Raw genomic sequence first — 19979 nt, forward strand, 5'->3', positions numbered from 1 at the left:
GAATATTCGCGCCTGCCCGTAGCCAGATTATCCAACGCTCTGCTGATACACCTGCTGCTCCACGGCATACCACCAGGCACTCCCCCGCTGCGGATGCATCACGTTAAACGCCTCGCCCATTTGCGGCGTGGTGATGGACACACTGCGCTCCCAGGCCAATGCCAGAATCCGGTCGAACGGTTCGTACCAGGCGTGCATCGACAGGTCGAAGGTGCCGTTGTGAATCGGCAGCAACCAGCGGCCTTTCAGGTCGATGTGCGCTTGCAGGGTTTGCTCGGGTTGCATGTGCACATGCGGCCATTCGACGTTGTAGGCACCGGTTTCCATCAGCGTCAAATCGAACGGACCGTATTGTTCGCCGATGCGTTTAAAACCGTTGAAATAGCCGCTGTCGCCACTGAAGAAGATCCGCGTGTCGCCGTCGATCATTACCCACGAGGCCCACAACGTGCTGTTGCCATCGAACAGGCCGCGGCCGGAAAAATGTTGCGACGGGGTCGCGATGAACTGAATGCCGGCGACGTCGGTGTCCTGCCACCAGTCCAGCTGGCGCACTTTGCTGGCATCGATGCCCCACTTGATCAGGGTGTCGCCAACGCCCAGCGGCGTGAGGAAATACCGGGTCTTCTCCGCCAGTTTCAACACAGCCTGATGATCGAGGTGGTCGTAATGATCGTGGGACAGGATCACCGCTTCAATCGGCGGCAATTCTTCAATGCTGATGGGCGGCTGGTGAAAACGTTTCGGCCCGGCCCATTGCACCGGCGACGCGCGCTCGGCAAAAACGGGATCGGTGATCCAGAATTTGTCTCGCAGTTTCAGCAGCACGGTGGAGTGACCGAGGCGATAAACGCTGTGATTCGGCGCGGCAATCAACGCATCGTGGGTCAGGCGTTGTACCGGCACCGCAGCGCTTGGCCGGGTGCTGCGCGGTTTGTGAAAAATCATGTTCCACATGATGCGCAGCATTTTGCGCAAGCCTTCTCGTTGCACGGGCGCATCGTTTCGAAAAAGCCCATCGGCCTGACGGGAAGCTTCAGGCGCAGAGGCGTGAGTGGAAGTGGCCATGTCTGAATGACTCCAGGACACCGCACGTTTCGCGGTGTCTGCGGTGGGACGATAAATGGCCAAGGCATGCACGCTTAGGCCGAACTCTCTATTTTTGACTGGGCAGGATTAACGAAACATTACACTGCACAGTGTAGTTTCTAGGTTGCATCAAAGCCGATGACAAGTAAACTGCCGAGTGTAATTCCTGACTTCTTCTGCCGAAGCGTACTTATGACAGCTCCACAGCGCCTGACCGACCGAAAACGCGATGCGATCATCCAAGCGGCGATTGTCGAATTCCGTGCCAATGGTTTCGACATCACCAGCATGGACAAGATCGCCGCCACCGCAGGCGTGTCGAAGCGCACGGTGTACAACCACTTCCCGAGCAAGGAAGAGTTGTTCGCCGAAATCCTCAATCAATTGTGGACACGGGTGACGGCAGAACTGGATACGTCCTACCGCCCTGAGCTGTCCCTGCGCGAGCAAATGCGCCGGATGCTGATGGCGAAAGTGCAGATGATCGGCGATGAAAATTTTCTCGACCTGGCGCGCGTGGCCATCGCGGCGACGATCCACTCCCAGGAGCGTGCGCAGGACATGATCGCCAGAATGGGTAAACGCGAAGAAGGCCTGACCGTGTGGATTCGCGCCGCTCAGGCCGATGGACGCTTGAAGCCGGTCGATCCGGAATTCGCCGCCCAACAGGTCCAGGGAATGCTCAAGTCGTTTGCCTTCTGGCCACAGATCTCGATGGGGCAACCCAGCCTTTCGCCCGAGATGCAGACCACCGTGGTGGAGTCCGCGCTGGACATGTTCCTGGCTTGCTATCAGCTCTAGGCCCAGCGTTCATTAAGCCTTGATAGCGTTAAATGGCTTCGAAGGACACTGATTATTCCCGCTGGAATAAATGACAATGTCCGCCGAATTACCGATGAACGGTAGCTCTGAAATAAACACGGCAGTGTGTTTCAGAATGAATCTGGCGCAGGACATTATGGAAAACCAACGCGGCAAGGGCTTGTCATTCGCCAGACGTATCTATTTGCCCAGAACTATTGGCATGAGCATCGGCAGCATCAGCGTGGCCGCCGGACTGTACCCGCTGAGCCTGCCGAGTTGGGTCTGGGTTCTGCTGCTATTCAATGGCCTGGTCTGGCCACATGTTGCTTATCAACTGTCGACTCGCTCGAGCTTTCCCTACAAGGCAGAACGCCGAAATCTGCTCTACGATTCGCTGTCAGGCGGTTTCTGGGTGGCGACCTTTCAGTTCAACCCACTCATCACTGTGACCATCCTTTCGATGATGGCGATGAACAATGTCGCGGCCGGTGGTCAGCGCCTGTTCATCCAAGGCAGCCTCGCCCAGGTGGCGGGAGGGGCCGTTTCGTTGCTGCTGCTCGGCGCAGCCTTTACTCCCTCTGCCACGCAGATGCAGGTATGGGCGTGCCTACCGATGCTCACGTTCTATCCGCTGGCATTGGGCATGGTTTGCTATCGCCTGGCGATCAAGCTGTCGGAACACAAGCGCGCCTTGAGTGCCCTGAGCCGTACGGACAGCCTGACCGGCCTGCTCAACCACGGCGCGTGGAAAGACTCGCTGCAAATGCAATTCCAGCAGTGTCGCGAACATCAACAGCCGGCTGCGATTGCTTTGATCGACATCGATCACTTCAAACCCATCAACGACACCTACGGGCACATCGTCGGTGACTCGGTGCTGCGCCAGTTGAGTGCCGAGCTCAAGCGCAACCTGCGCGAATGCGATCTGGCCGGGCGTTATGGCGGTGACGAGTTTTGCGTGATCCTGCCCGATATGCCGCTGCATAAGGCCCGGGATGTCATGGAACGCCTACGGGAAGTGCTGCATGACTACCGACATCACCAGGTGCCGGAATTGCGGGTCAGCCTGAGCATTGGCCTGGCCGCGTTCCATCCGTCGTTCACCGATGCGATTGCCTGGCTCGATGTCGCGGACAAGGCGCTCTACACCGCAAAAAATACCGGTCGCAACAAAATCAGCATTGCCACTGGCGAAACCCATCGCAACGCCGAGGTCACGTTGGCGATTTGAGCAAAGCTGCGCGGGGTGGCGGTGGGCAGCGCTATAGTGAGCGTCAGCCCCAAGCCCTAGCAGAGAGCATCATGACCACTGACAGCAAAGCCAAAGCGCCCGTCGATCACCTGCGCTTCCATCGGTCCCACGCCCACCTGGCACCGACCTTCGGCAACGACAAGTTTGCCCTGCGCGCCGAAGCCTTCGCGCGGTTCTTCGGCACGCCGACCTTTCTCGGGGCGCAGACGCTGATCGTGGTGTTATGGGTGTGCCTCAACCTGTTCGGCGTGGCGCACTTCGACCTGTACCCGTTCATCCTCCTGAACCTGGCGTTCAGCCTGCAATCGGCGTATGCCGCGCCGCTGATTTTGCTGGCCCAGACCCGCCAGGCAGCGCGGGACAAAGCCCAGTCCGACGCCGATGCGCAACACCGCGAAGCACTGGCCGTGGCCAACAGTGAGCGCCAGGCCCAGGCGGCGCAGAACACCGCGCAATTGCTCGAACTGCTCGAACAAAACACCCGGCTCACCGAAATGACCAAGACACTCACCGAACGCATCGAAAGCCTGACGTCGGAGATGCATCAGCACTTCGTGCGCAAGGATTCGCCGAACCACTGATCAACGGATTATCAATTTGTCGTCGGGCACTTGAAGCAGTGCGACTGCACGCTCCCGCCAGCGTTTTTTATAGCCGGGTGTCGAGGTTTCGTTGTTGCCGTCCAGCACAATCTGGATCACGCCCTTCTGGCAAATCGTGAACACCCGCTGAACACCGACCGCCCGTCCACCGTCCTCGATGATTGCCTGCGCCAACTGCGCTTGCGTGTCGCTGCCGAGAAACTTCCCGCCACAGGTGAACGGTTGCGCTACGGCCGGCCACACCCCCGCGCACAAACACAACACCCATAGCTTTCCTGCTGTTTTCTTCATGGTGATCCCTCTCCATTGCTTAAAGGTTCAGTCGAATGACTGACATGAAACTAGAGGTCAGCCGGGGTCTTCACAATCAGAAAAGTCGACACCTGCCCCAGGTTAAAAGCGCTCGACGTTGAAGGCTTTTTCCGGGGAAGCGGTCCCTCTATAGTGGGTTCAAGGAATCAACGAGCGTCGAGAGCACTTATGGAAAACCGTACCCTTCACATCGCCCTGATCGGCGATTACGACCCGCAAGTCACCGCGCACCAGGCCATCCCCGTTGCCCTCGGCATGGCGGCCGAACACGCAAAGCTGGATGTGCAATTCCAGTGGTTGGCCACTGATCACATCAGCGGCGATACAGCGTTGGAAGAATTCGACGGTTTCTGGTGCGTACCGGCCAGTCCCTACCGCGACATGGACGGCGCCCTGCGCGCGATCCGCTTTGCCCGCGTTCAGCAGCGACCGTTCCTCGGGACATGTGGCGGTTTTCAACATGCCGTCCTTGAATACGCTCGCAATGTGCTGGGCTGGGAAGATGCCGAGCACGGCGAGACATCACCGGAGGCGACGCGAGCGTTGCTGACGCCGCTGACCTGTTCGTTGGTGGAAGCCGTCGACAGCATTCATCTGGTTGAAGGCTCGTTGCTTGCCAAAGCGTACGAAAAGGCTGAGATTCGCGAAGGTTACCGCTGCCGTTACGGTGTGAATCCTGAGTTTGAACGGGCGTTATTGAGCCAACAGCTGTGCGCCGTCGGGCATGATTCTTCAGGGGATTTGCGGGCGGTGGAGTTGCGGGGGCATCCGTTTTTTGTCGCGACGCTGTTTCAACCGGAACGTGCTGCGTTAAACGGGGTGTTGCCACCGTTGGTGAGTGCGTTGGTCGAAGTGTGTGCAAGACTGAATGGGCCTGAGCGCTCCAACAGTGGGTGAATGCTGCGCTCTTCAGGCCGTCTTCGCGAGCAAGCCCGCTCCCACAGTGGAGTGGTATCGGGCCTGAATCCTAAGTCCACCCGAGTTCCCTGTGGGAGCTGGCCTGCCAGCGATGAGGCCATCACTTCAACATTGATGTTGACTGACCCACCGCCATCGCCGGCAAGCCGGCTCCCACAAGGATTTGCGGATGACCTCAGGGTATGAAAAGGCCCGCACAAACACTACACATCCATCACCCCGGCACCAGCCTGCGCACCGCCGAAATCTCCGGCACGTCCCTTCGATCCATGTAAACCCGCAACGGCTCGGTAATGTTGATCCGGTCATCGATGTTCTGATCCAGCAACAACTGAATCAACTCGCGCTTGAGGGTCATGATTTGTGCCGGTCCCGGTGCCCAGACGAATTCGCTGGTGGGGATGATGCCGTCATCCGCCACGTCCATGCCGAAGGAATCTTCGCTGAAACGCACGATGTACTGGCCGGTCTTGCGGTTGAGGCCGACGAAGCCTTTGAGTTGGTCGGCGGCCTGGCAGATGAGTTTGGACGTGATGCGCATATAAACCTCACAGAGTGATCGGTGGTTTACACGCAGGGCAAATGGGTGGGCTGTCCCTCTGCCGGGGACGCTGCCGTGGCCAAGAGTACTGCAAAGAGCCGCACCAAGGCGCTGGAAAAAGCTGCTTTAAACACGTTTATGTCGGTCTCGCGATAGCGCCAGAGGCGTTCAGTTGTTAAAAGGGGACGTCTTTGAAACTCTCTGCGAAAGGATCTCGACCATGCCTGTTACGTTCACCAAGAGTGCCCTGCTGCTTAGCCTGATGCTCGGTCTCGGCCAAGCGCAGGCCGCCAGCGAGCCCGGCCCCACTGCGCTGGCGGCCCGTTCCGGCATCCCGCATCCGGCGGTGATCGCCCACCGCGGCGCGTCCTTTGATGCGCCGGAATCCACCGCCGCGGCCTACACCGTGGCACGCGACCTGGGCGCCGATTACCTGGAACTTGACCTGCAACGCAGCAAGGACGGCGTGCTCTTCGCCCTGCACGACAACAACCTGCAACGCACCACCGACGTCGCCAGCAAATTCCCCGAGCGCAAGGACAGCCCGGCCAACGCGTTCACCATGGCCGAGCTGAAAACCCTCGATGCCGGCAGCTGGTTCAACACCGCTTACCCGGATCGCGCCCGTCCGTCCTTCGCCGGCCTGAAAATCCTGACCCTCGATGAAATCATCGACATCGCCCAAGGCAACCCGCTGCACAAGCCCGGCCTGTACATCGAAACCAAGGAGCCAAAGCAGTTTCCCGGCATCGAACGCGACCTCAAGGAAAAACTCCAGGATCGCGGCTGGTTGAGCCCTGTGGGTTCGAAACTGGCGAAAAGCGACCTGGCCGTCGGTCAGGGCAAAGGCAAAGTGGTGCTGCAGACGTTCGAGAAGAGCAGCCTCGAATTGCTGGAAAAAGAAATGCCGCAGGTGCCGAAGGTCCTGCTGCTGTGGGTGGGTGAAGGCAGTATCGAACCGAAGTCCAAGGTGACGTTCGCCGAGTCGGGCGACAAGGACAAAGCGACCTATTACGCCAAACAGGAACCGAAGGACAAAGCCGAATTCCAGCACTGGATCGACTACGCCAAGGCCGAGGGCGCGATCGGCACCGGTCCTTCCGCCGCGCTGACCAAGGGTGGCGATCAGAGTTACTCGGACCTGGTGAAACCATGGATGAATCAGTACACCCACGATCAGGGTCTGTTGGTGCACGTGTACACCGTCGATGATGCGGTGGATTACCAGAAGGTCATGGATGCGGGGGTTGACGGGATCTTCACCAATCGCGCGAGTGAGCTGTTGAAGTTCTACAAGCGGCCGGCGGCGGCGAGCGTTGCGCAGTTGTTGAGCAATAACGGGTATTGAGTCGGCACCGGGTCGAGCCCTTCGCGGGCAAGCCACGCTCCCACGGGTTCCACAACGACTCGGACCTGCAGGAGCCGGCTTGCTGGCGATGCCTTAGGGAATTAAGCCTGAATTAAGTTGCCACAGATAATCTGGACTCACTTAAACAGCACACCCAAGGAACGAACCTCATGAAGACTTTGACTGCCCTGTTCACCGCCGCTGCCCTGACCCTCTCCGCTGGCCTGGCCCAGGCAGACGATGTTCCCGTCGACCAGATCCCGCAGCTGGTCAAAGACAAAAAGATCAAGCCGCTGGAAGAGCTGAACCAGATCGTATTGAAGCTGCACCCAGGCGCCACGATCACCGACAGCGACCTGGACAACCATTTCAACGGCTACGAATACGAAGTCGAACTGAAAGACGCCAAAGGCGTTGAGTGGGACGTGGACCTGAACGCCGCCACCGGCGAAGTCCTGAAGAACAAGCAAGACGACTGATCCCCTGACAGCCAAGCCGCACGATTTTGCGATCGTGCGGCTTTTTTGCGTCGACGCTTCAAGCAATCAAATCGCGCCCTCCAGTCCTTAGAACGCTAGAATCCCACCACGGTATTTACGCAGAGATTGATTGACATGGCGCACACAGCGGCTGCAGACATCGCCACGATCGGTCGAATCAGCGCCGTGCCGGCCATTCTTCAAGTGATCCGCGAAATGACCGGCCTGCGTTTTACCGCCGTCGCGCGAGTGACCGAGGATTCGTGGACCGCTTGCGCCGTGCTGGATCAACTGGATTTCGGCCTCAAGGTCGGCGGCGAGCTGGATGTGGTCACCACGCTGTGCCACGAAATCCGCTCGGCCCACGTTTCGGTGGTGATCGACAAGGCCAGCGAAGATCCCCTGTACAGCAATCACCACACCCCGCGCCTGTACAAGTTCGAAAGCTATATCTCGGTGCCGGTGTTCCGCACGGACGGCAGTTTTTTCGGCACGATCTGCGCCCTCGACCCGAACCCCGCCCACCTCAAGGCCAGCGCGATCCAGTCGACCATGGAATCGTTCGCCAGGCTGCTGTCGCTGCAGATCGAGGCCGAAGAAAGCCTGCAACAGACCGAAGCCGCATTGCAGCAGGAACGGCAAACCGCCGAGCTGCGCGAGCAGTTCATCGCCGTGCTCGGTCATGACCTGCGCAACCCGCTGTTCGCCATCGGCGCCGCCGCGGAAATGCTCCAGCGCAAATTTCCCAACCCGGCCAGCGACAAACTGGTGCGGCACATCCTGACCAGCGCCGCACGCGCCACGCAATTGGTCGACGACGTACTGGACTTTGCCCGTGGGCGCCTGGGTAATGGCATCCCGGTCAACATCGCCGCGTGCCCGGACCTCAATGAAGCGCTGCTGCACGTGGTTTCGGAGATACAAAGCGTGCATCCCGACCGGATCATTCGAACGTCCATCGGTGATCTGCTCGGCCTCCAGTGTGATCGCGAGCGCGTCGCGCAATTGCTCTCCAACTTGCTGGCCAACGCAATTGCCCACGGCGATCCGCAAGGTGAAGTCGAGGTAATCGCGCAGGTCGAACGCGGCGCGTTGATGCTGGCCGTGAAGAACCAGGGGCAGATTCCCGACGCAGTGCTGCCACATCTGTTCCAGCCGTACTCGCGACCGACCAGCGACATGCCGCAGGCCGGGCTGGGACTGGGCCTCTACATCGCCAGCCAGATCGCCCAGTCCCACGGCGGCCGCCTGCACGTGGCGTCGACCGCGCAGAACGGCACGCTGTTTACCTTCAGCCTGCCGTCAGCGGTTTAGCGTTACGCACTCAGGCGCGCCGTTACCTCATTCAACTGCCCCGACAACCCGTGCAGGTTGTTGCTGGCCGCTTCGGTGCGCTGCACGTTGTCCAGGTTGGTGCTGGCGATGCTGGTGATCTCGGTGAGGTTGCGCGAGATGTCCTCGGCCACCGAAGTCGGTTTCCGGAAATCGGCGTGGAAGGCGCGTTCTTCAGCGGTTCCGACCGCCGGTAGAAGGCACTTGGCCACGCCTCGAAGCCGTCACAAAACTGTAAAGACACCTTGCGATGATGCGGCTCAAGTGAACCTGTGAAACCCGAGGCAGGCGCCTTCTCACAGCGCGATCCCATGACAGCGAGACCCCATGAACCACAGCATCGACCAAAGCCATCGCGATCCGGACCTGTTCGGTCTGCTGTACGGTTTCAGTTTTCGTCCCGGCGAACGTGGCCGGGAGATCGATTCGGGCATGGCCTTGCGCTGCCTGCAACAACCGGATGACAGCGACGAGTTCCTCTGGCTGCACCTGAACCTCGCCCACGCCGCGTGCGAGCGCTGGATGAAAAGTCATCTGGCGTTGCCCGACGAGTTTTTCGAGGCGTTGCACGAAGGCTCGCGCTCGACGCGCATCGAGCATGTCGATTCGGCGTTGCTGGCGGTGGTCAACGACGTGGTGTTCAACCTCAGCAGCATGGTTTCTTCCGACGTGTCGACGTTATGGGTGTGCGCCCGCAGCCGGCTGATCATCAGCGCGCGCCTGCAACCGCTGCACTCGGTGGATAAGTTGCGTTCATCGGTGAAGGCCGGTGAATGCTTTCGCTCGCCGCTGGAATTGCTCGTGCATCTGTTGCGCGACCAGGGGGAAGTGCTGACCCAGATCGTGCGCAAGACCAGCCTCAGCGTTGATCAGATCGAAGATGAATTGCTGTCCTCGCGGCTGTCGACCAACCGCGCGGAGCTGGGCGCCAATCGCCGGGTGCTGGTGCGCCTGCAACGGCTGCTGGCGCTGGAGCCGGGCTCATTGCTGCGCCTGCTCAACCGCCCGCCGCAGTGGTTGCAGAAAGAGGACGTGAAGGAGCTGCGCAAGTCCACCGAGGAGTTTGCGCTGATCATCAACGACCTCACCGCGCTGGGTGAGCGGATCAAGCTGTTGCAGGAAGAGATTGCCGCCAACCTCAACGAACAGAGCAACCGCACGCTGTTCACCCTAACGGTTGTGACGGTGCTGGCGCTGCCGATCAACATCATTGCCGGTTTTTTCGGCATGAACGTGGGCGGTGTGCCGCTGGCGGGTGACCCGGAGGGGTTCTGGATTCTGGTGGCGCTGGTGGCGACGTTTACGGTGATTGCGGGGCGTTGGGCGTTTAGAAAGCGCCAGGATTATTGAGCGCTGCTGAACTCCATTCGCGGGCAAGCCCGCTCCCACAGTGAACGCCCGTGTATTCACTGTGGGAGCGGGCTAGCCCGCGAAGGCGGCGCACTATTCACCGCATGGTTCACATGAGATCGGATCAACGGATCAGCAAAATCCCCCAAACACTGACCTGACGCAGTCTCTCTGTAACATTTGGCAACGATCATGACAGACACTCCATCCCTCCTCAGGATTGTCCGTCATGGCTACGCCTTCCTACACCGCCGCCCAGGCTCCCGCCAGCAGCGCCAGCCCGAAGTTCGACAAGAAACCCGGCCTGCTGACCCTGGTGATTTTCTTCGGCGTGCTGGCCAGTGGGCTGTTGTTTACCGCCTACAGCCTGATGCACGACATGCACGAACTCGGCACGGTGGTCACCACCTGGACGCCGTTCCTGTTGCTCGGCGTCGCGCTGCTGATCGCGCTGGGCTTCGAGTTCGTCAACGGTTTCCATGACACCGCCAACGCGGTCGCCACGGTCATCTACACCAATTCGATGCCGCCGAATTTCGCGGTGGCCTGGTCCGGGTTCTTCAACTTTCTTGGGGTGCTGCTGTCCAGCGGCGCGGTGGCGTTCGGCATCATAGCCCTGCTGCCGGTGGAGCTGATCCTGCAAGTTGGCTCGTCCGCCGGTTTCGCGATGATTTTCGCCCTGCTGATCGCGGCGATCCTGTGGAACCTCGGCACCTGGTGGCTGGGCTTGCCAGCGTCGTCTTCGCACACGCTGATCGGCTCGATCATCGGAGTCGGCGTGGCCAATGCCCTGATGCACGGCCGCGATGGCACCAGCGGTGTGGACTGGGCGCAGGCAACCAAGATCGGTTACGCGCTGTTGCTCTCGCCGCTGGTCGGTTTTGGTTTTGCCGCATTGTTGCTGCTGGCCCTGCGCGCCTTCGTCAAGAATCGCGCGTTGTACAAGGCCCCTGAAGGCAACACGCCACCACCGTGGTGGATTCGCGGCATGCTGATCCTGACCTGCACCGGCGTGTCCTTCGCCCACGGTTCCAATGATGGGCAGAAAGGCATGGGCCTGATCATGCTGATCCTGGTGGGCACCCTGCCGATGGCCTACGCGCTGAACCGCACCATGCCCGCCGACCAGGCCTTGCAGTTCGCCGCCGTCGCCGAAGTCACCCAGCAAGCGTTGGTGAAAAGTGCGCCGCTGCCGGCGCCAGCCGACCCGCGTCCGGTGCTGTCCGATTACGTGCGCAGCAAGGAAGCCACGCCGCAACTGGTCCCGGCCCTCGCCGCGCTCACGGGCAGCATCGGTGCCCAGGTCAAGGGTTACGGCTCGTTGTCGAAAGTCCCGGCCGAGGCCATGGGCAACGTGCGTAACGACATGTACCTGACCAGCGAAACCATTCGCCTGATGGACAAGAACAAGGTCGGCAATTTCGACGCCGACACCACTGGCAAGCTGCAACTGTTCAAGCAGCAGATCGACAACTCGACGCGCTTCATTCCGCTGTGGGTGAAGATCGCCGTGGCGATCGCCCTGGGTCTGGGCACCATGGTTGGCTGGAAACGCATCGTGGTGACGGTCGGCGAAAAAATCGGCAAGACGCACCTGACGTACGCCCAGGGTGCCTCGGCGGAAACCGTGGCCATGCTGACCATCGGCGCGGCGGACATGTTCGGTCTCCCAGTGTCGACCACTCACGTGTTGTCCTCGGGGGTGGCCGGGACCATGGTCGCCAACGGTGGCGGTTTGCAGATGAAGACCATCCGCAACCTGTTGATGGCGTGGGTGCTGACCCTGCCGGCGGCGATTCTGCTGTCGGGCAGCCTGTACTGGTTGTTCACCCAGATCTTCTGATACACCACCCCCCCTGTAGGAGCGAGCTTGCTCCGCGGGCGGCGTTCCGACGATGGACGTACGGGCAACACGGGCTGTCTGGTGCCCCGCGTTATCGTTGACGTCCATCGCCAGCATGCTGGCTCCTACAGGGGATGGTGGGTTTGTCAGTGAGCTCTGCACGGCCTGGCGCGGTGCATGATCACCCGCTCGCGCACCACGTCATACACCCAGTGGTAGACGTAGGTGTACGGCAGGAAAAACAGCAACACCCCCACATCCAGCAGGAACGCCTGCCACAAGCTGACGTTCAGCCACCAGGCAATCAGCGGTACGCCGACCGCGACCAGTCCGCCTTCAAACAGCAACGCATGGACGACCCGCGTCCAGGCGTTGTGGGCGATCTCGAAGCGTTGTAACAAGCGGTCAAAAATGCCGTTGAACAGCACGTTCCAGGCCAGCGCCAACGCGGCGATCACCACCGTGACGACGCCCATGTCGAGCATCGGTTTGTCCATGATCCAGGCGAGCAACGGGGTGCAGATCAGTATCGCCAGCAGTTCGAAGCCGATGGCTTGGCAGATGCGTTCGGCGATGGATTTCTGAGTGTTCATGGCAGAACCTCCTGAATGACTGTGGTTGCCATCATCCAGCCTCGCGCCGATACTTCATAACCAATAACCATCGATCAAGGCGATAGTTCATGGCTTCGCAGGAAGTGTTGCAGGCATTTGTGCAGGCGGCGACGCAAGGCTCGTTTTCTGCGGCGGCGCGCAAGTTGGGGCGCAGTCAGTCGACCATCAGCGCGGCGGTGGCGAGCCTGGAAATCGACCTGGATCTGATCCTGTTTGACCGCAGCAGCCGCAAGCCGACGCTGACGCCCGCCGGGCACGTGATGCTGCAGCGGGCCGAAGAGATCCTGGCGGCGACCAGTCGCCTGGAAATGACCGCCAGCCAGTTGGCCCAGGGAGTCGAGCCGAAGCTGACCGTGGCGATTTCCGACACCTATCAGTCCGACCGTTTTGAGGCAGCGCTCAGTGCGTTCGAGCAGCGTTACCCGGACCTGGAGCTCGAATGCCTGATCGCTGAATGCGATGACCTGGTGGCGCTGGTGCAAAGCGGTCGAGCCCATGTGGCGTTCGCCGAGCAACAGGACAGTTACCCGCCTGATCTGGTCAGTTCGACGGTGCAGGAACGCACGGAAATCGCCTTGTTCGTGTCCCGCGAGCATCCGTTGGCGAAGCTGTCGGGCATCGATCAGGAGGTACTGCAGCAGCACCGGGAATTGCGTCTGGCGACGATCGTCAATCCGTATGAAAGCCGCGCCAAGGGCCGTGTCTGGTCAGCGCCGAGTTATCTGATGCTGCTGGAGATGGCCCAGGGCGGATTTGGCTGGGCGCCGCTGCCGCGCTGGCTGGTGGGCCGATTTGATACCGGGACGTTGCAAGAGCTGCAGGTGCGTGGGTGGCCGAAGCCGCTGTTCGTCGATGCGCTGTGGTCGCGGCTGCATCCGCCGGGGCCGGCGGGGAGCTGGTTGTTAAGCAAGATGCTGGAATAGCGGCGCGCTTCATTTCAATGCCTTGATCCGCGCCTCGATAAACCGCCGCTCCGGCACCTGCTGCGTCAGTTCCAGCGCCCGCTGATACGCCTCCCGCGCCTCCTCCACCCGCCCCAACTGCCGACAAAACTCCGCCCGCGCCGAATGCGCCAGGTGGTAATCCTGCAATTCACCCCGCGCCAGAATCCCTTCGATCAACGCCAACCCCGCCAGCGGCCCATCCCGCCGGGAGATCGCCGCCGCGCGATTCAACTCGATCACTGGCGAAGGCACGGCCGCCAACAGCACGTCATAAAGCCCGACGATCTGCGGCCAGTCGGTCTGCGCCGCGCTCGTCGCTTCGGCGTGCACCGCGGCAATGGCGGCTTGCAGGCAATAAGGACCGAACTGCCCCATGCCCAGCGCCCGCTCGATCAGCGCACACCCTTCGGCGATCATTTCGGCATCCCACAGCGAACGGTCCTGATCATCCAGCAAAATCAATTCACCGCTGGCCGAGGTCCGCGCCGGGCGTCGTGATTCATGCAGCAGCATCAGCGCCAGCAGCCCCATGACGTCGGGTTCGGGCAGCAATTCCAGGAGCAAACGCCCGAGCCGGATCGCTTCGCGGGTCAGGTCTTCGCGGGTCAGCTCGGTGCCGATGGACGCCGAGTAACCTTCGTTGAACACCAGGTAAATCACCCGCAGCACGCTGTCGAGGCGCTCGGGCAACTCCGCCAGGGTCGGCACTTGATAAGGGATTTTCGCGTCGCGGATTTTTGCTTTGGCCCGCACGATGCGCTGGGCGATGGTCGCCGGTGCGGAGAGAAACGCCCGGGCGATTTCCTCGGTGGTCAGGTCGCAGACTTCGCGCAAGGTCAGCGGCACCTGGGCATCCGCGGCGAGCGCCGGGTGGCAGCAGGTGAAGATCAGGCGCAGGCGATCGTCTTCCACGTCTTCGTCACTCCAGTCGGCCTGCTCCAGCGCCTCCAGTTGCGCGATCAGCATGGGCCGAGACGCGGCAAACCGCGCAGACCGACGCAACTTGTCGATGGCCTTGAAGCGCCCGGTGGACACCAGCCAGGCCCGCGGATTGTCCGGCACACCGTCACACTGCCAGCGCTCTACCGCGACAAAAAAAGCATCGTGCAGGGCCTCTTCGGCGAGGTCGAAATCGCCGAGCAAACGGATCAGCGTCGCCAGGATCCGCCGCGACTCTTCGCGGTAAACCTGTTCGACCCGCGCCTTGACCGCCGCCCCGGGCATCAGTCCTGCGTGCCTTCGGTCACCAGCTGTCGGACGGGGCGCACCTCGACACAGCCGACCCGGGCCGCCGGAATGTTGCCGGCGACCTGCAGGGCTTCATTGAGGTCCTTGGCATCGATCAGGTAGAAGCCGGCCAACTGCTCCTTGGTTTCGGCGAACGGGCCATCGGTGATCGACATTTTGCCGTTGCGCATGCGCACGGTGGTGGCGGTCTGCACCGACTCCAGCGCCTCGGCGGCGAGCATGCGGCCGCTGCCCTGGATCGATTCGGCGTAAGCCATGCACTCGGCGTCCTTGGGGCTTTCGGGCAGCGAGTGCAGTTCCCGTTCATTGCTGTAGACCAGGCATAGATACTTCATGGGGCTCTCCGGATCGAACTGATCAACTATGGCTGCTGTTTGCCGGTTTGGCGCTGCTTCCCGATAAACGATCAGGGCTGCAGGCCGAACAGCACGGTGCCGCTCATCATGTCGAACGGCGCCGACCAGTGTTCGTGGACGATGCGCCATTGGCTGGCTTCACGGCGGTAACACGCGGTCACGCGCATCCAGCAGGCCTGGGTTTCACCCTGTTCATTGGTGCCGCCGCAGTGGGCCAGCCAGTGGGCGAAGGCGATGTGTTCGTCGGCCACAACGTTCATGTGGTCGAAGTCGAACTTGTGCGCGCCCTGGCACATCTCCATGCATTCCAGCCAATGTGCGCGGTAGGCGGCCTTGCCGCGGAATTGCAGGGCCTTGACCGCATCGTAGGAAACGATGTCGTCGCCATACAGGCCCATGAGTTTATCGACATCCTTGGCGATGACCGCCTGACGATAGGTGTCGATCAGGGTTTCGATTTCGCGGGTAGCGCTCATGATGGTTCTCCGTGGTTTTTATTGTGAAGACACCTTTAGTCGTTCGGCGAGAGGCCAGATCGACACTCAAATAAAAATAATCCATGGGCGCAAACTCGCTAGAATCCGAGGCTCATTTCTATTTGGAAAAGGACACTCCAGTGACCACCCGACTCGTGCCTTACGACCAGCTGAACGCGCGACAGCGCCAGCAGATCGAGGCCATCGAAGTGCACAAGGAACAGATCAGGTTCTCCGGCGACATCCACGGCGCGCTGCACACCTTGCTGTCCAAACCCGGCCCCGGGGTCAAGGGATTTGCCCTGCTGGTCGACGAGGTTCCGGTCGCCTTCCTGTTGCTGAAGCGCCCGCCCGCGCTGCCGGCCTGGGCCGACGAGCACAGCGCTACACTGCATGCGCTGCAGGTCGACCAGCGTCATCAAGGCAAAGGTTATGGCAAGGCCTGCCTGCAAGCCCTGCCCGAGGTTGCGCGTCAGGCCTTTCCGGAGATAAAGGCACTGGAATTGTCGGTGGATGCGGACAACGAAGCCGCCATCGCGTTGTATGCCAGGTTTGGCTGGGTCGACAGCGGTGAGGCGTACAGGGGCCGGATCGGTTACGAACGGCGCATGGGTCTGATTTTCTGAGGTGGTTATGCTCAAGAGTATCGAAGCACTGCAAGCGATCTACGGCCATCCCCACGAGCGCGCCGTGCGCAAGCAAATTCCTTTCCTGAACGAGGACTATCAGGCGATGGTGCGCGCCTCGCCGCTGGTGATCATCAGCTCGGTGGGGCCTGACGGGCTGGACGGCTCACCGCGCGGTGACACCCCGGGTTTCGTGCGGATCATCGACCAGCGCACCCTGGCGATTCCCGATCGCCCCGGCAACAACCGCATTGATACGTTGCGCAATGTGGTGCTCGATCCGCGGGTATCGCTGCTGTTCATCATCCCGGGGATCGGCGAGACATTGCGGGTCAATGGCACGGCGCAGATCAGCGATGAACCGGCGCTGCTCGACAGTTTCGCGGTCAACGGCAAACCGGCGCGCACGGTGATGCTGGTGACGGTGGAGGCGGCGTTTTTTCACTGTTCGAAAGCGATCGTGCGTTCGGATTTGTGGAACCCGCAGAAGCACCTGGATCGCGCGGCGCTGCCGACGGCGGGGGCGTTTCACAAGCGCTTGAATGATGGCGAGTTTGATGCGGAGACGTATGACCGGGAGGCGCCGGCTCGGGTGCGCGAGAGTCTCTACTGACACAACGCCTGCCCCATGTGGGAGCGGGCTTGCTCGCGAATGCGGTGGCTCAGCCAACATTATTGGTGACTCATCCGCCGCGTTCGCGAGCAGGCCCGATTGAATCTTGCTGCTGGATGGATTTTGGTTAGAGCACCAACACCATCTCATGCCACGCCATCCCGCCATGATCCGACGCGGACGGCTTCACGTAGACAAACCCGAACCCTGCATACAGCGGAATGTGTCGCTCTTTGCACATCAGGTTGATACTGCGCTTACCCAACCCACGCATCCGCTCGATGAACTCGCCCATCAAGCGCTTCGCCAGACCCTGGCCCTGATAATCCGGATGCACCACCACCGACATGATCACCACGTGCGGGCCGGCCGGGTCGTGGCCGATCAGTTCCTTGAAGGCTTCGTCCGACATCTCGACCTGAAACGCCGCACCGGAGTTGATGAAACCCGCTACAACGCCGTCCACCTCGGCGACGATAAAACCTTCAGGCCAAGTGGCGATGCGAGTGGCGATTTTTTCCCGGGTGGCGGCTTCGTCGCCTTCGTAGGCTACGGTTTCGATGGCGTAGCAGCGGTCCAGGTCGGTGGGCAGTACGTGACGGATAACGAGGGTCATGGCGGCTCGGATTCAGCAGTGAACGAGCCGCCGATGATAAGTCATCAAGCTTTCAACGGCAGCCAGATTTCCAGCACGCCGGTGTTGAGCTTCGGGTTGAAGTCTTCGCTGTAGCGCTCGAATTCCGGCGCATCCGCCGCCTCTTTGCCGGACTGCGGCAGCCAGGTGTGCCAGATGTACTGAAAGGTCGCGGGTAGCTGGTCAAGCGAACCTGTGTGTTCGAAGACCGCGTAGTGCTGGGGCTGAATTTCTAGCCAACGGTATTTCTCCGGAAGATCGTCGAGCTTGTCGATCTCGACACCGGCGATGTACTCGAAACCACCTTTGCCATCCGGATTGCAGCAGATGCCGTAGGTCACTTCGTTTTTCTGCCCCGGAATCTTGCCCAGATGCGGGATGAATTTTTCCCAGAGCTCCGGAATCCCTTGGGTGGTTTCCTGGGTAAAACGTCCACCCAGCCCGGCAATGAGCAGAAAGTGCCCGTGTTCGAAGCGTGGCTCGGCCAGCGTTGCCCCTGATGGCTCATCCATGACGCGACTCCTGATCAAAAAAGTGGGTTCGGCTGGGAGTATAGAAGCCAAACCCGATTAGCCCAGTCAGAGGCTGTGCAACGCCTCGACAGCGCCCGCACCAACAAACTCGTTGTAGCCCGATAGGATCACGTACACCGCGAAATAGCAGAAGATCGCCGCCGATGCCATGTAGGAATAACGCAGCAATTTGTCACCCAACAACTTGCCTCCATGGCTCGCGGCAAAGCACAAACCGGCGCTCCACAGCAGACCGGCAAAGAAGAAACCACTCAGGAACAACGCCGAACTGACGGGACCTGCAGCGCCCGATCGCGCGATCAAAGTACCGCCCACCGCGGCGAACCAGAGAATCGCGCTGGGCGACGACATCGCGAGAAAAATCCCGCGGAAAAACTCTTTACGGTGCGAGTTGTGCCCGACCTCAGCGGTCTGCGCCAACATTGCCTCATGATGAATCGCCGAATAGATCATCTTCGCCGCGAAATAAATCAGCAGCGCCGAACCGCCGATCCACAGCACCCAGCGCACGGTCTCGTATTGCAACAGGACGGTCATGCCGGCCAAGGCCAGTACCGCGTAGATCAGGTCGCCGACGCAGGTCCCCAACCCCAGCGCAAAGCCTTGGAAATAGCCGCGTTGCATGGCCAGGGTGATCATCGCGATATTGGCCACGCCGATATCCAGGCACAGAGAAAGGCTCAGCAAGAAGCCGCTGCTAAATTCCATCTACCGATTTCCTTCGGAAAAATTTGTTTACATAGACGCTGGACAGTCTGCCACAGCTGCCCTTACATTCCGCCACAGGCCACCGCAGTGGCCAGCGTCGCTCGGACGGTTCCGGGCGCTTACGTTACCGAGGCAACAATGGCCGAACAAGGTTCGCCGCGCCGCTTTGCGCGCATAGATCGACTCCCCCCCTACGTTTTCAACATCACCGCCGAGCTGAAGATGGCTGCCCGTCGTCGTGGCGAGGACATCATCGACTTGAGCATGGGCAACCCCGACGGCCCGACGCCGCCGCACATTGTCGAAAAACTCGTCACCGTCGCCCAGCGCGAAGACACCCACGGTTATTCCACGTCCAAGGGCATTCCGCGCCTGCGCCGGGCGATTTCCAATTGGTACAAGGATCGCTACGAGGTCGACATCGACCCCGAAACCGAGGCCATTGTCACCATCGGCTCCAAGGAAGGCCTGGCGCATTTGATGCTCGCCACCCTGGACCAGGGTGACACCGTGCTGGTGCCGAACCCGAGCTACCCGATTCACATCTACGGTGCCGTGATTGCCGGCGCCCAGGTGCGCTCGGTGCCGCTGATTCCCGGCGTGGACTTCTTCGCCGAACTGGAACGGGCGATTCGCGGTTCGATCCCGAAACCGAAAATGATGATCCTCGGCTTCCCGTCCAACCCGACCGCGCAGTGCGTGGAGCTGGATTTCTTCGAACGCGTCATCGCCCTCGCCAAGCAGTACGACGTGCTGGTGGTGCATGACCTGGCCTATGCCGACATCGTTTATGACGGCTGGAAAGCCCCGTCGATCATGCAGGTGCCCGGCGCCAAGGACATTGCGGTGGAGTTTTTCACCCTGTCCAAGAGCTACAACATGGCAGGCTGGCGCATCGGCTTCATGGTCGGCAACCCGGAACTGGTCAACGCTCTGGCGCGGATCAAGAGTTACCACGACTACGGCACGTTCACCCCGCTGCAGGTCGCCGCCATCGCGGCACTGGAAGGCGATCAGCAGTGCGTCAAGGACATCGCCGAGCAGTATCGGCAGCGGCGCAACGTGCTGGTCAAGGGCCTGCATGAACTGGGCTGGATGGTCGAGAACCCGAAGGCGTCGATGTACGTCTGGGCGAAGATTCCCGAGGCGTATGCGCACCTGGGCTCGCTGGAGTTCGCCAAGAAACTGCTGGCCGAAGCCAAGGTCTGCGTCTCGCCGGGTGTCGGCTTTGGTGAGTATGGCGATGATCATGTGCGCTTTGCGCTGATCGAAAACCAGGACCGGATTCGTCAGGCCGTGCGCGGGATTCGCGGGATGTTTCGGGCGGATGGGCTGGTCAGCAAGTCCTGAAGACTGA

At 60.6% G+C, this 19979-nt stretch carries 23 protein-coding genes and 1 pseudogene; 13 read left to right on the forward strand and 11 right to left on the reverse strand.

The features are described from left to right. Positions 1-27: 27 nt before the first annotated feature. On the reverse strand, positions 28-1068 hold the full coding sequence (locus tag NTD84_RS09305) for an MBL fold metallo-hydrolase (RefSeq protein ID WP_262164845.1): 1041 nt from the start codon (positions 1066-1068) through the stop codon (positions 28-30). Positions 1069-1281: 213 nt separating this feature from the next. Between NTD84_RS09305 and NTD84_RS09310 the strand changes: the two genes are divergently transcribed. From NTD84_RS09310 to NTD84_RS09320, 3 genes are all read left to right on the forward strand, one after another. Continuing rightward, positions 1282-1890: a TetR/AcrR family transcriptional regulator gene (locus tag NTD84_RS09310; RefSeq protein ID WP_262164847.1), complete on the forward strand. Its 609-nt coding sequence runs from the start codon at positions 1282-1284 to the stop codon at positions 1888-1890. Positions 1891-2047: 157 nt separating this feature from the next. Further along, entirely contained in the window at positions 2048-3124 is a 1077-nt protein-coding gene (locus NTD84_RS09315; RefSeq protein ID WP_262164848.1) for a diguanylate cyclase, read from the forward strand. A 71-nt stretch (positions 3125-3195) separates the two neighbouring features. Then, positions 3196-3726 carry a DUF1003 domain-containing protein gene (locus NTD84_RS09320; protein ID WP_262164849.1) on the forward strand — a complete coding sequence of 177 codons (531 nt, stop codon included), beginning with the start codon at positions 3196-3198 and terminating at the stop codon, positions 3724-3726. Here NTD84_RS09320 and NTD84_RS09325 read toward each other — a convergent pair whose 3' ends face one another. After that, entirely contained in the window at positions 3727-4038 is a 312-nt protein-coding gene (locus tag NTD84_RS09325; protein ID WP_262164850.1) for a hypothetical protein, read from the reverse strand. Between the two features lie 189 nt (positions 4039-4227). On the opposite strand from NTD84_RS09325, the gene NTD84_RS09330 reads away from it, so the two are divergent. Continuing rightward, positions 4228-4956, forward strand: a complete 729-nt coding sequence (locus NTD84_RS09330) for a CTP synthase (RefSeq protein ID WP_262164851.1) — start codon at positions 4228-4230, stop codon at positions 4954-4956. A 235-nt stretch (positions 4957-5191) separates the two neighbouring features. Here NTD84_RS09330 and NTD84_RS09335 read toward each other — a convergent pair whose 3' ends face one another. Continuing rightward, the gene (locus NTD84_RS09335; RefSeq protein ID WP_262164852.1) at positions 5192-5518 is read right to left on the reverse strand and encodes a DUF2025 family protein; all 327 of its coding nucleotides are present in this window, start codon (positions 5516-5518) and stop codon (positions 5192-5194) included. A 220-nt stretch (positions 5519-5738) separates the two neighbouring features. Between NTD84_RS09335 and NTD84_RS09340 the strand changes: the two genes are divergently transcribed. The 3 genes from NTD84_RS09340 to NTD84_RS09350 all read left to right on the forward strand — a co-directional run bounded on the left by NTD84_RS09340 (position 5739) and on the right by NTD84_RS09350 (position 8659). Then, a complete protein-coding gene (locus NTD84_RS09340) occupies positions 5739-6866 on the forward strand; it encodes a glycerophosphodiester phosphodiesterase (RefSeq protein WP_262164853.1) in 1128 nt (375 codons plus the stop codon). A 170-nt stretch (positions 6867-7036) separates the two neighbouring features. Then, positions 7037-7345 carry a PepSY domain-containing protein gene (locus tag NTD84_RS09345; RefSeq protein ID WP_262164854.1) on the forward strand — a complete coding sequence of 103 codons (309 nt, stop codon included), beginning with the start codon at positions 7037-7039 and terminating at the stop codon, positions 7343-7345. Between the two features lie 135 nt (positions 7346-7480). Then, positions 7481-8659 carry a GAF domain-containing sensor histidine kinase gene (locus NTD84_RS09350; protein WP_262164855.1) on the forward strand — a complete coding sequence of 393 codons (1179 nt, stop codon included), beginning with the start codon at positions 7481-7483 and terminating at the stop codon, positions 8657-8659. A gap of 2 nt (positions 8660-8661) precedes the next feature. Here NTD84_RS09350 and NTD84_RS09355 read toward each other — a convergent pair. Then, positions 8662-8817 (reverse strand): annotated as a pseudogene (locus tag NTD84_RS09355) (hypothetical protein); the annotation flags it as partial. 187 nt (positions 8818-9004) lie between these two features. On the opposite strand from NTD84_RS09355, the gene NTD84_RS09360 reads away from it, so the two are divergent. Next, positions 9005-10027, forward strand: coding sequence for a transporter (locus tag NTD84_RS09360; RefSeq protein ID WP_262164856.1), 1023 nt, complete (start codon positions 9005-9007; stop codon positions 10025-10027). 229 nt (positions 10028-10256) lie between these two features. Then, entirely contained in the window at positions 10257-11870 is a 1614-nt protein-coding gene (locus tag NTD84_RS09365) for an inorganic phosphate transporter (protein ID WP_262164857.1), read from the forward strand. Positions 11871-12016: 146 nt separating this feature from the next. On the opposite strand, the gene NTD84_RS09370 is transcribed toward NTD84_RS09365, so the two are convergent. Beyond that, on the reverse strand, positions 12017-12463 hold the full coding sequence (locus tag NTD84_RS09370) for a multidrug/biocide efflux PACE transporter (protein ID WP_262164858.1): 447 nt from the start codon (positions 12461-12463) through the stop codon (positions 12017-12019). Between the two features lie 89 nt (positions 12464-12552). Between NTD84_RS09370 and NTD84_RS09375 the strand changes: the two genes are divergently transcribed. Beyond that, positions 12553-13407: a LysR family transcriptional regulator gene (locus NTD84_RS09375; RefSeq protein ID WP_262164859.1), complete on the forward strand. Its 855-nt coding sequence runs from the start codon at positions 12553-12555 to the stop codon at positions 13405-13407. 9 nt (positions 13408-13416) lie between these two features. Here NTD84_RS09375 and NTD84_RS09380 read toward each other — a convergent pair whose 3' ends face one another. The 3 genes from NTD84_RS09380 to NTD84_RS09390 all read right to left on the reverse strand — a co-directional run bounded on the left by NTD84_RS09380 (position 13417) and on the right by NTD84_RS09390 (position 15508). Next, a complete protein-coding gene (locus tag NTD84_RS09380; protein ID WP_262164860.1) occupies positions 13417-14652 on the reverse strand; it encodes an RNA polymerase sigma factor in 1236 nt (411 codons plus the stop codon). Next, positions 14652-15011, reverse strand: a complete 360-nt coding sequence (locus NTD84_RS09385; protein ID WP_262164862.1) for a YciI family protein — start codon at positions 15009-15011, stop codon at positions 14652-14654. The genes NTD84_RS09380 and NTD84_RS09385 overlap by 1 nt, the downstream gene beginning before the upstream one ends. Before the next feature lie 71 nt (positions 15012-15082). Next, complete coding sequence (locus NTD84_RS09390) at positions 15083-15508, reverse strand: YybH family protein (RefSeq protein ID WP_262164863.1); 426 nt, start codon at positions 15506-15508, stop codon at positions 15083-15085. A 140-nt stretch (positions 15509-15648) separates the two neighbouring features. Here NTD84_RS09390 and NTD84_RS09395 point away from each other — a divergent pair, with 140 nt between their 5' ends. After that, positions 15649-16134 carry a GNAT family N-acetyltransferase gene (locus NTD84_RS09395; RefSeq protein ID WP_262164864.1) on the forward strand — a complete coding sequence of 162 codons (486 nt, stop codon included), beginning with the start codon at positions 15649-15651 and terminating at the stop codon, positions 16132-16134. A 7-nt stretch (positions 16135-16141) separates the two neighbouring features. Further along, positions 16142-16747, forward strand: a complete 606-nt coding sequence (locus NTD84_RS09400) for a pyridoxamine 5'-phosphate oxidase family protein (RefSeq protein ID WP_262164865.1) — start codon at positions 16142-16144, stop codon at positions 16745-16747. A 127-nt stretch (positions 16748-16874) separates the two neighbouring features. On the opposite strand, the gene NTD84_RS09405 is transcribed toward NTD84_RS09400, so the two are convergent. The 3 genes from NTD84_RS09405 to NTD84_RS09415 form a co-directional block, all read right to left on the reverse strand. Further along, complete coding sequence (locus NTD84_RS09405) at positions 16875-17363, reverse strand: GNAT family N-acetyltransferase (RefSeq protein ID WP_262164866.1); 489 nt, start codon at positions 17361-17363, stop codon at positions 16875-16877. Positions 17364-17407: 44 nt separating this feature from the next. After that, entirely contained in the window at positions 17408-17893 is a 486-nt protein-coding gene (locus NTD84_RS09410) for a GyrI-like domain-containing protein (RefSeq protein ID WP_262164867.1), read from the reverse strand. Positions 17894-17959: 66 nt separating this feature from the next. After that, positions 17960-18622: a LysE family translocator gene (locus tag NTD84_RS09415; RefSeq protein WP_262164868.1), complete on the reverse strand. Its 663-nt coding sequence runs from the start codon at positions 18620-18622 to the stop codon at positions 17960-17962. Between the two features lie 138 nt (positions 18623-18760). On the opposite strand from NTD84_RS09415, the gene alaC reads away from it, so the two are divergent. Beyond that, entirely contained in the window at positions 18761-19972 is a 1212-nt protein-coding gene (alaC, locus tag NTD84_RS09420) for an alanine transaminase (RefSeq protein ID WP_262164869.1), read from the forward strand. Positions 19973-19979: the final 7 nt, after the last annotated feature.

The sequence above is a fragment of the Pseudomonas sp. 14P_8.1_Bac3 genome (genome assembly GCF_025466085.1).
Classification (GTDB): domain Bacteria; phylum Pseudomonadota; class Gammaproteobacteria; order Pseudomonadales; family Pseudomonadaceae; genus Aquipseudomonas.